This window comes from Candidatus Neomarinimicrobiota bacterium, assembly GCA_012964825.1.
GTDB lineage: Bacteria > Fidelibacterota > Marinisomatia > Marinisomatales > S15-B10 > UBA2125.
The window spans coordinates 1-9,080 of the sequence record DTTI01000046.1 but is presented as its reverse complement, the minus strand read 5'-3'; the positions used below and the strand labels follow the sequence as shown (position 1 = coordinate 9,080).

Genomic DNA, 9,080 nt, shown 5'->3' with positions numbered 1-9,080 from the left:
TTCCGCTGGTCTTTGGATTTGTTTGAAAAGCTGAAGAAGTTTATCATGAGCGAGATTGGTCATGCCTGAGAAGTTGATCAGAACATTTATTGCTATAGATACACCGGAAACGGTCAGCGAGGTTGCACTCTTGCTTAAATCCTCCGTAAAAGCGAATCAGAAAGCTGTGAAGTGGGTGAGAAAGGAAAACATTCATATCACGCTCAGATTTATCGGTCCCACGGCACCGGGAGAGGTGGACAAAATTAACCGTTTACTTCGCGAAATTTCCGGGCAAAATAGCGATCTTTCTCTAACTGTCTCTGGCACAGGTTGTTTTCCAAAAAAAGAGCGGCCACGGATTCTTTGGCTTGGTGTTAATGGTGATGTGGCCGAATTAAAATTACTGGTTGAAATGATCACAAGTGAAATGGATCAGCTAGGTTATCCTCAAGAAGAGCACAACTATTCTTCACATATTACAATAGGGAGGATACGCTATCCTCAAAAAGTGACGCCAGACATAACAGATTTTTTAACCGCTCAATATGAACCCGTCTTGTGGAATGTCCCCAAGATTATCCTTTACCAGAGTGAACTTCTCCCGAGCGGCGCCCTTTACTCAATATTGGGAACACACAGCCTTAAACCAAGGTGAGATAAATTCATAATCTGTTCAGTTATCGATATATTCAAAGGGTCAAATCAGGAGATCAAAGAGCACATCTTTGGCTTTTAATGATAATTCAGTAAAAGCTGGGAGAGTAGGAGAATCGATTAGATGAGTGCAAAAGAAGTCAGCAAGAAAGATAAGGCGCTGGATCTGGCATTAGTTCAGATCGACAAAAAGTTCGGGAAAGGTTCTGTTATGCGTCTTGGGGAAAAGGGAGTTATAGCATCAGTGGAAGGCATCCCAACGGGTGCCATTTCGCTTGATTCGGCTCTCGGAATCGGCGGAGTCCCGCGAGGACGAGTCACAGAGATTTTCGGACCAGAAGCATCAGGAAAAACGACACTAGCGCTTCATATCCTAGCTGAAGCGCAAAAGCTAGGCGGTTATGGCATTTTTATTGATGCTGAACACGCCATGGATCCCATCTATGCTGAAAAGCTTGGAGTGAACATTACTGACCTGTTGGTATCTCAGCCAGATACGGGTGAACAGGCGTTGGAGATCTGTGATACACTCGTTCGGAGCGGCGCCGTAGATGTGGTGATCATCGATTCAGTGGCGGCGCTGGTGCCTCGTGTGGAATTGGAAGGGGAAATGGGAGATAGCTACGTGGGGCTTCAGGCCAGACTCATGTCTCAGGCTTTGCGGAAGCTTACCGGTTCCGTTTCCAAATCCAATACAGCAGTTATTTTTGTCAATCAGATCCGGGAGAAGATCGGGGTTATGTTTGGCAATCCTGAAACGACACCAGGTGGTCGCGCTCTCAAGTTTTATACATCTGTGAGATTGGATATTCGTCGTATCGGTGCTATCAAAGAAGGTGATACAAGCGTAGGGAATCGCGTCCGGGTAAAAGTGGTAAAAAACAAGTGTGCTCCGCCATTTCGGCAGACTGAGTTCGATATTATGTACGGTGAGGGTATCTCATATGAAGGCGACCTTCTCGACCTAGCCGTAACAGCTGATATTGTAGACAAATCAGGTGCTTGGTATTCCTACGGTGGTGATCGGATAGGCCAGGGAAGGGAGAATGCCAAGATGTATCTTAAAGAGTATGCCGATACATGTGAAAAAATTGAGCACGAGGTGAAAGGTTTCCTCGGTGTGGAAGCAGCCAAAGCCGAGACCACAGAGGAAACATAAGATTCTTAATTAGTGCCTCAAATCACCGCCATTAAGGTCAACAAAAAACGGCCGGACAGGCGTTCCATTTTTGTTGACGGTCAATTTGCCTTCAGTGTTTCTGAAGGCATTTTTTTTCTGAACGATATTCAAGAAGGAGCAGAAATATCTAATAAACAAATCAAGGAACTGACAACGGCAGATGAATTTGATAAGGCGAAACATGCTGCCGTGAATCTGTTAAGCTACCGACAGCGGAGTATAAAAGAGATTACCAATAGGCTTGTCCATAAAGGCTGGGATAAGGGTCTGGCGGGTCGGGTAACAGAGGAGTTGGTTGAGAAGGGATATCTGAACGACGAAGAATTCGCCGCCGTATTTGCCCGGGACAGGGTAAAGAACAAATGCCTCGGGCCTATAGCTTTGAAAAGTGAACTGATCAAAACGGGTATCGCTCAAAAAATTATAGAGCATACCCTTGATGTAACTTATTCAAAATACCCAGCGGATAAACTGATCCTGAATCTAATGAAAAAGCGTGGAATTGACCCAAATAAGGCGCTGAACAAAAAGGAAAAACAGAGCTTCGTCAACCTGTTAAAGCGAAAGGGATTTACGTGGGATCAGATGGAGCCGGTAGTTAGAAACTTGAAAGTTAAGACGGTCAATTGACTGAAAACGTTTCTTTCGGTTGAACATCGAGTTCGCCGATCTGCTGAGCCATGGTTTCGCACACTTTGTCTCTGACAGACTTTCCGGCCAGTTTGATGGCGTTAGAGACAGCTTTTGCGTTGGATCGCCCGTGAGCAATAATGACCATTTTCTCAAATCCTAAAAGCGGGGCGCCGCCGTATTCAGCGTAATCCGTTACTTCCCGGATTCGTCTCAACCCCTTTCGTAGGAAAAAAAGGCCTAGTTTCCAACTGAACTTTGCTCGGAACGCTATTTCTCCAAGTTGGCCGGCAGCCATGGCAGCCCCTTCTAGTGTTTTGATAACAATGTTGCCCACGAAGCCGTCGGTTACGATAACATCCACATTTCCTCGGAGAATGTCTTTACCTTCAATATTGCCAAAAAAATTTAGGGATGGTACTTTTTTTAGCATGTGGTATGCAGTCTGCATTTTTTCGCTCCCTTTAGTTTCTTCTTCACCTATATTCAACAAAGCTGCTTTCGGCGACACCACCCCCCGCACATTGGCAACGTATGAGGAACCCATTATAGCAAACTGCACAAGCTCCATCGCGGAGGATTTTACATTAGCACCCACATCCACCATGAGTGCTAAGTGGTCATCGTGCTTGAACTCGTTGAGTGTGGGGTAGACAGTAGCGATTGCTGTCCGTTTGATGCCGGGTATCTTTGAAAGTTTTTTTGCGGCCGAAAGGACCACCGATCCGGTGCTTCCAGCTGAAACGAGAGCATCTGCATCCCCTTTGGACACCAATGAAGCAGCGATGAGAATGGAGGCATTTGGTTTGTTTACAACAGCTTTTTTCGGTGATTCATCCATTAATATGGAATCAGGAGTATGAATAATCTTCAGACTGTCAGAAGGGTACTCGTGGTGTTTCAGTTCATCTTTTATGGCATATTCATCCCCAACGAGAAGAATTCGGACAGGGTTGGCCTTGGAAGCAAGCACAGCTCCTTGTACAATTTTCTGGGGTGCGTGGTCTCCACCCATGGCATCTACAGCGATTGAGATCATATGTATTTTTTGCAGGTCATGTCACATTATTTTTCTCTTGGGTAGATGGTTAACTACAAATCTAACGAAAAGAAACATAAACGAGTTAATCCTAATGGTCTATTATCTCCATCGTTTTCCACCTCATCCCATCAGCGTAAATTAACTAATTCGATTGCACACCACCGGTGGCTATGAAAGCATCTGAAATCAGAAATCAATTCTTTGACTTTTTTAAGGAAAAAGGTCACGCCTATGTCCGGAGCGCGCCCTTGGTGTCGAAGGATGATCCCACACTGCTATTTATTAATGCCGGAATGAATCAGTTCAAGAACATTTTTCTGGGAAAAGAAAAACCGAAGCATTTACGGGTAGTTAACAGTCAGAAGTGTATCCGTGTCAGCGGTAAACACAACGATCTGGATGAGGTGGGCTACGATACTTTTCATCACACTTTTTTTGAGATGTTGGGAAACTGGTCTTTTGGTGATTATTACAAGGCTGAAGCTATTCAATGGGCCTGGGAGCTTCTCACCGATGTTTGGGGACTGGAGAAAGATCGTCTTTGGGCCACTGTTTACGATGACGACGATGAAGCCGATAAACTTTGGAAAAAGGTTACAGATATTGCCCCGGATCGGGTGTTACGTTTTGGGAAGAAGGACAATTTCTGGGAGATGGGTGATTCAGGGCCTTGCGGACCCTGCTCCGAGATACACTACTATGTTGGGAAAGATCCGTCCAAACAGTCTGAAAAAGGCATAAACGTCTCTGATCAGTACTGGGAGTTATGGAACCTTGTTTTCATACAGAATAACCGACTTTCTGATGGTACCTTGAATGAATTGCCGAAAAAGCATGTAGACACCGGTGCCGGCCTGGAAAGAATAGCCGCGGTGTTACAGGGCAAAACGAGCAACTACGACACTGACCTTTTCCAATCTATTATCGGAGTTCAGGAGAAAAATCTGGGTGTGAAATATGAGGACGATCTGGTAGGTCACCGTGCTATCGCTGATCATATTCGGATGCTTTCTTTCTCCATAGCAGATGGTGTACTTCCTTCCAACGAGGGACGTGGCTATGTTGCAAGGCGCATATTGCGGCGGGCCGCACGGTTTGGTCACAGTATGGGAAAAGAAGACCCCTTTTTGTCCAATCTGGTGGAGACGGTAGTGGAACTCATGGGAGATGTCTATCCCGAGCTCGTTGAAAAGCAGTCCCATGTGGAAAAAGTTATCAAGGCAGAAGAGATAGGTTTTAATGAAACATTGGACCGAGGGCTGGAACAGTTCGATAAAATCGTCACTGACTTGTCCGGGAAAACGATTTCGGGAGAAGCCGTCTTTAAGCTTTACGATACATTCGGTTTTCCTGTGGATCTGACAGAGCAGATGGCTCGAGAAAAAAGGCTTTCTGTTGATATAAAAGGATTTGATAAGGCCATGGAAGAACAGCGGAAAAAGTCTCGGAGCGTAGGGAAGTTCAAACTTGACGTCTCCGATAAGGACTGGACGACTGTAACAGAAGGAGATGATTCAGAATTCCTCGGTTACAGCGGTCTCTCATCTGAATCAACTATTCGCAAGTATCACTGTTCCAAGGGTACCGTATTGATTGTGCTCGATAAGACGCCATTCTACAGCGAACAGGGGGGGCAGGTTGGCGATACGGGCAACTTGTCTGGAAACGGCTTCACGATTCGGGTAACGGACACGGTGAAGGAGGGAGCCAGTCATATCCATGTTGGTGAATTTGAGAAGGGTGATAGCATAAACGGGGAAACCGTCACCGCCCAGGTGGATGACGAACGGCGGGAGAAGATAAAAAAGAACCATACCGCTACCCATCTCCTTCACAAAGCGCTGAAAAATGTACTTGGTGATCATGTACAGCAGGCGGGCTCTTTTGTCCATTCTGATTATCTTCGGTTTGATTTAACGCACTATCAGAAAATCACTTTCGAAGGACTCCGACAAATCGAAGAGATGGTTAATGATGAGATCCAAAAAAATACACCGCTGGACATCACCGTGAAGGATTATAATAAGGCCAAAGATGAAGGAGCAGAGGCCATCTTTGAGGAGAAATATGCAGATAAAGTGCGGGTGATTACAATCGGTGAATTTTCTAAAGAGCTATGTGGCGGCACTCATGTTGGGAGAACGGGCGATATTGGTTTATTCAAAATTACAGAAGAGTCGTCTCTCTCCTCCGGCGTTCGCCGAATCATGGCAGTGACAGGGCCCGGAGCAATCAATTGTGTGTTGAACGGTTTTGAGTCGCTGGAGACTATAAAAGCTCTCCTTAACTGCTCAATTGAGGAGGTAGAGCAAAAGGTAGAAACCCTCATGGTTCAGCGGAAAAAGTTGGAGAAAGAACTGAAGAAACAGCGCTCCTCGACCGGTGAAGATGATTTAACTGCGGTCGTCGAATCTGCGCGGTCGGTTGGTGAGAAGAAAGTTGTTGTTTCCCGTGTGGAGGCCGAAGATATGGACCACCTCAAATCATTAGGTGATCAGTTAAGGATACTTCTGAAAAGTGGCGTCGGTGTTCTTGGGACAGTTTTTGATGATAAACCTTGCATTGCTTGCGTTGTAACTGATGATCTAGTGAAATTAGGGGTTAAGGCAACTGATTTTGTGAAGCAAGTGGGGAAAGAGCTGGGCGGTGGCGGTGGCGGAAAACCGCATTTTGCCACTGCGGGAGGAAAAGATCCGGCGAAATTGGATGGTGCTTTGAAAGCAGCTGAAAAAATGATAACTGCCAAACTCTGAGATAATAATCTTTTTTTATAGATGAAATTAATATGTATTAACAGGATTGACGGAAAAATGGTTGTTTTTCTTATGAGGTATAACAAGATCATGGAAACACTTAAGGAGTGATTGCATAAAAGTTGATGAATGACGATATCAGTATAGCGTTATGGAATTTGGAGAAAACGAACAATGACTGAGAGAATTGTAATAAAGACAGAAAATGCTCCTCACGCTGTCGGTACATACAGCCAGGGAATTTCGACGGGTGAAATTATTTTTACTGCCGGACAGATTCCCCTGGACCCTTCCACAGGAGAGGTAGTCGAAGGCGATTTCAAGGCCCGCGCACGACGCGTTTTGCAGAATATAAACGGAATTTTGGAAGCTTCCGGATCGTCCATTTCAAACAGCGTGAAGCTTACCGTTTTTCTCACAGATCTTTCCCGGTTCGCTGAGCTGAATGAGGTTTTCCTCGAATTTTTTAGCGAAAATCCACCGGCCCGCTCCGCACTGGAAGTCTCGAAATTGCCACTGGGGGTTGATGTGGAAATCGAATGTATAGCCATTAAGGGGAGTTAATGAGAATACTCTTTGTTATAAATCCACAGGCGGGAAGGGGAACTACCCTGAAACTGCTGCCTCAACTAGAGAAACTTCTCCTGGAGAAAGAAGTGGATCATGAGATCCGGTGGACTGAAGGTCCAGGAGATGCTACCCACTTCACTAAAGAGATTAAGGCAGATTACGATTTAGTTACCGTTATTGGTGGCGATGGTACTATGAATGAAGTCCTAAACGGCCTTGTTGGTGGTGAAACTCCTATGGCGGTCATTCCCATAGGTACCGGAAACGATTTTGTGCGTAGCGCTAAACTTCCCATGAAGTTGGAAGCTGCTTTGGATAATATCTTGAATGGAAAACCGAGAATGGTTGATTTGGGTCTCTATAACAGCGAGCGATATTTCGTGAACGTTCTTGGTATTGGTTTTGATGCCTATGCAAACATACAGAGTCGTAAGATAAAAAGACTTAAAGGCAAAATTGTTTACTTGGTGGCTATTTTTAAGACGCTTCGACATTGGAGTGCCGTTCCTATGAGAATTGAACTGGATGATCAGACTATAGATGATCACTCTTATCTTACCTGCATTGCTAACGGCTGGTCTGTTGGTGGTGGCCTCAGCCTTGCTCCAGATGCTCAGCTGGAAGACGGGTTCTTTGATGTGTGTCATGTATCTGATATTAGCTCCATGAAGATCGTATGGAACTTTCCCAAACTAATCAACGGTAAAATAAATGATTTGGAAGAAGTAACAATTCTTCGTTCCAAGAAAGTGAAGGTAACCAGCGAAGAACCATTACCCATGCACCTTGACGGTGAAATCATCGAAGGTAATAATAAAGTTTTTGAAGTTGAAATGATTCCTGGCGGTTTCACTATCTGGGACGGAGGCATGGGGCAGACTCAGTGAAGCAATTTGCTTTATTTATAATGCTATTGACGGCTTCTGCATCAGCGCAGGACTCAACATCTGTGGTGATAAAATCACCGCGCAGGGCATTGACCTATTCACTTATTTCCGGAGGTGGTCAACTGTATAACGGAAAAAAGATTAAAGCGGCACTAATATTTGGAACCCAACTCTGGATGCTATACCAGTTCCAGGCCAATCGTTCTGCTTACAATTCATGGGAGGATGGTTCTTACGCGGAATCGAGGGAATATTATCGAGATAATCGAAACAAGTATGCGTGGTACAGTGCTTTTGTGTACATCTACAATCTGGCTGATGCACTGGTGGACAGTCATCTGTCCGATTTTGATGAAAATGATGAAAAGTTTGACGAGACTGAGAACTAAATGAAGGGAACTGAATAATGGCCGACAAACGCGAACGCTGGGGATCTAAAATTGGATTTATCCTGGCCGCATCAGGTTCGGCGGTCGGCATTGGTAATATTTGGAAATATCCCCATATGGCTGGGCAAAATGGCGGTGCGGCATTTACTCTTGTATACCTGGCATGTATTCTTATTGTTGGTTTATCGATCGTTATTGCCGAATTCGTGATAGGGCGTAAAACACAACTGAGTCCTGTTGGTGCTTTTGAGAAGTTAGCACCTGGCTCGAGTTGGAAATACGTTGGTTACCTTGGTGTAGCTTCGGCCTTTGTTATTCTTTCGTTCTATGGTGTAGTTGGTGGATGGATAATAAAATATATTGTTGTTTCCATAACCGGTGGATTCAATGAGTTAGCTGGCAATCCTGATGTTGCTGGAAATGTGTTCAATACTTTTACTAGCGCTACTTGGAGCCCTATAATTTATCAGGTTTTATTTATGGGCTTTTGTATCTGGGTTATTGTGAACGGAGTAAAGGGGGGGATTGAAAAATGGTCAACAATTATGATGCCACTCATTGTGGTTCTTCTATTTGTACTTGCAATCCGTGGAATAACGCTTCCGGGTGGTATGAAAGGGATTTCCTTTTTATTTAACCCTCGTTTTGAGGATCTGACTGCTTCTTCCATTGTTCTGGCATTAGGGCACTCATTTTTTACTGTTAGCCTCGGTATGGGAACCATGATGACTTATGGCAGTTATCTGGATAAAAAACAAAATTTATTGAATTCAGCCTTGTGGGTGCTCTTTTTGGATACAGCTATTGCTATGTTAGCTGGTGTAGCCATCTTCACAACGGTGTTTGCTCTTGGAGCAAATCCCGCTGAAGGCCCAGGTTTGATCTTTGTTGTTTTGCCATCCGTGTTTCCACAATTAGCTGCCGGCACATTATGGGGAACACTGTTCTTTGTTTTACTTTTCATGGCTGCCCTCACATCGGCAATCTCAATTC

General features: G+C 44.7%; 9 protein-coding genes. 8 read left to right on the top strand and 1 reads right to left on the bottom strand.

What is annotated here, in order from left to right:
- Positions 1 to 61 precede the first annotated feature (61 nt).
- From thpR to EYO21_05065, 3 genes are all read left to right on the top strand, one after another.
- Positions 62 to 637 carry an RNA 2',3'-cyclic phosphodiesterase gene (gene thpR, locus EYO21_05075; GenBank protein HIB03180.1) on the top strand — a complete coding sequence of 192 codons (576 nt, stop codon included), beginning with the start codon at positions 62 to 64 and terminating at the stop codon, positions 635 to 637.
- A gap of 123 nt (positions 638 to 760) precedes the next feature.
- A complete protein-coding gene (gene recA / locus EYO21_05070; protein ID HIB03179.1) occupies positions 761 to 1,795 on the top strand; it encodes a recombinase RecA in 1,035 nt (344 codons plus the stop codon).
- Between the two features lie 12 nt (positions 1,796 to 1,807).
- Positions 1,808 to 2,446 (top strand): hypothetical protein, encoded by a 639-nt coding sequence (locus EYO21_05065; GenBank protein ID HIB03178.1) that lies wholly within the window; start codon positions 1,808 to 1,810, stop codon positions 2,444 to 2,446.
- On the opposite strand, the gene plsX is transcribed toward EYO21_05065, so the two are convergent.
- The gene (gene plsX / locus EYO21_05060) at positions 2,439 to 3,485 is read right to left on the bottom strand and encodes a phosphate acyltransferase PlsX (GenBank protein HIB03177.1); all 1,047 of its coding nucleotides are present in this window, start codon (positions 3,483 to 3,485) and stop codon (positions 2,439 to 2,441) included. The two genes, EYO21_05065 and plsX, sit on opposite strands and share 8 nt — an antisense overlap.
- A 173-nt stretch (positions 3,486 to 3,658) precedes the next feature.
- Between plsX and alaS the strand changes: the two genes are divergently transcribed.
- The 5 genes from alaS to EYO21_05035 all read left to right on the top strand — a co-directional run.
- Positions 3,659 to 6,241 (top strand): alanine--tRNA ligase, encoded by a 2,583-nt coding sequence (alaS, locus tag EYO21_05055; protein ID HIB03176.1) that lies wholly within the window; start codon positions 3,659 to 3,661, stop codon positions 6,239 to 6,241.
- A gap of 174 nt (positions 6,242 to 6,415) precedes the next feature.
- On the top strand, positions 6,416 to 6,805 hold the full coding sequence (locus EYO21_05050) for a RidA family protein (protein ID HIB03175.1): 390 nt from the start codon (positions 6,416 to 6,418) through the stop codon (positions 6,803 to 6,805).
- The gene (locus EYO21_05045) at positions 6,805 to 7,698 is read left to right on the top strand and encodes a diacylglycerol kinase family lipid kinase (GenBank protein HIB03174.1); all 894 of its coding nucleotides are present in this window, start codon (positions 6,805 to 6,807) and stop codon (positions 7,696 to 7,698) included. Before EYO21_05050 ends, EYO21_05045 begins: the two co-directional genes overlap by 1 nt.
- The gene (locus EYO21_05040; protein HIB03173.1) at positions 7,695 to 8,087 is read left to right on the top strand and encodes a hypothetical protein; all 393 of its coding nucleotides are present in this window, start codon (positions 7,695 to 7,697) and stop codon (positions 8,085 to 8,087) included. The genes EYO21_05045 and EYO21_05040 overlap by 4 nt, the downstream gene beginning before the upstream one ends.
- A gap of 17 nt (positions 8,088 to 8,104) precedes the next feature.
- The coding region (locus EYO21_05035) for a sodium-dependent transporter (GenBank protein ID HIB03172.1) at positions 8,105 to 9,080 on the top strand (976 nt) is incomplete at its 3' end.

Excerpts from the sequence above, each read along its gene's own strand:
- thpR (HIB03180.1), top strand. The coding sequence starts at position 62 with ATGCCTGAGAAGTTGATCAGAACATTTATTGCTATAGATACACCGGAA.
- recA (HIB03179.1), top strand. The coding sequence starts at position 761 with ATGAGTGCAAAAGAAGTCAGCAAGAAAGATAAGGCGCTGGATCTGGCA.
- plsX (HIB03177.1), bottom strand. The coding sequence starts at position 3,485 with ATGATCTCAATCGCTGTAGATGCCATGGGTGGAGACCACGCACCCCAG.
- alaS (HIB03176.1), top strand. The coding sequence starts at position 3,659 with ATGAAAGCATCTGAAATCAGAAATCAATTCTTTGACTTTTTTAAGGAA.
- EYO21_05050 (HIB03175.1), top strand. The coding sequence starts at position 6,416 with ATGACTGAGAGAATTGTAATAAAGACAGAAAATGCTCCTCACGCTGTC.
- EYO21_05045 (HIB03174.1), top strand. The coding sequence starts at position 6,805 with ATGAGAATACTCTTTGTTATAAATCCACAGGCGGGAAGGGGAACTACC.